The organism is Dysgonomonas reticulitermitis (assembly GCF_054601275.1).
This window is the reverse complement of record NZ_BAAHWU010000123.1, coordinates 1-1217: the sequence shown is the minus strand read 5'-3', so window position 1 is coordinate 1217 and position 1217 is coordinate 1. Positions and strand designations below refer to the sequence as shown.

At 41.2% G+C, this 1217-nt stretch carries 1 protein-coding gene; it reads right to left on the bottom strand.

Annotated elements, in window-relative coordinates:
* Positions 1-24: 24 nt before the first annotated feature.
* On the bottom strand, positions 25-1217 hold a 1193-nt coding region (locus ACYPZI_RS15960; protein ID WP_459603363.1), incomplete at its 5' end, for an IS1634 family transposase.

Genomic DNA, 1217 nt, shown 5'->3' with positions numbered 1-1217 from the left:
TCCTGACTTTGACAATGCGACACCCTAAAAAGATTTCCAAAAATTTTCATCAAAAAGTGTGGCAATAGACTTGTGTCTTGGGGTTAGCAGCATTGTCTTTGTCATCGTTTCATTGCTGATTGGCAATTTGATTTTCAGGGTGGTAATCGTCTTGGCAATATCTAAAACTTTATCAACACTCAAGTTTATGCCCTCCGTTTTGAGTATTCTTTCGAGTTCCTTATATACTTTGTAAGCCACAAAACAAATGCAGACATGCGCCTCAATGCGTTTCTTTGTAAAATGGAACATCGGTCGCAGTTCCAGTGTTCCCTTTGTTATGCGGAACGCCCGCTCCACCTGCCACAAACCGCTGTATTCTTCATAAACTGTTTTTGCCGACAGGGTTGTATTGGTAATATAGCCTTTCAGACCGTCCCATCGCTCGTCTTCTTTGATTTTATCGTAATTTATGGTCGTTTTGATGTCGTCGCTTATTTCCAAAAATTTGTTGTACCCGCGTTTATTAACCTTGTCCTTGGTTATAGAACCGGTTTTGTATTCTTTTTCAAGCCGTTTTATGCCCTTTTCTCGATTGTTGCGGTCTTTCTTCGCTCTGTTTTCGGAATAGCCGACAATCAGGCGGGAAGTCGCTGTTTTTTTATATTCATAAAACGAGCCGTCCTGTTTTTCCAACGCTAAAAGCCAGCCGGTTACCGGTTTGCTCTCATTTTTTATTCGTGTCCCAATGATATATTTGTATTGTTTCTTTTCCAGCAGAGCGATATTGTCATTGTTCATCAGCCCCGAATCGGCAACTACTACAAAATCTTTCAAATCAAACTGCTTTACAAAATCCTCCACAACGGGAAGCATCGTATGCCCTTCATACTTGTTTCCCTCGTGAATGGAATAGGCCAACGGATAGCCACCTGAACTGACCAATAAGCCCAATACTATCTGTGGACAGGCGTGTTTCCCGTCTTTGGAAAAACCTGTTTTGCGCAAGTCATCACTAAAATCAGTTTCAAAATAAAGTGTGGTTACATCGTAAAAGACAAGTCCGATTTTTCCTCCTAAAATTCGGCGAGTATGCTCAACGCTGATTTGCTGAACCTGATCCTTTTGAGTATCGTGTAATTTGTCCAAATAGCGGTAAATCTTGTGAAGTTCCACATCTTCGTCAAAATACGACTTCAAATAATCAACCGTAGCCACCTTGCTGCGAGGCTGACAAA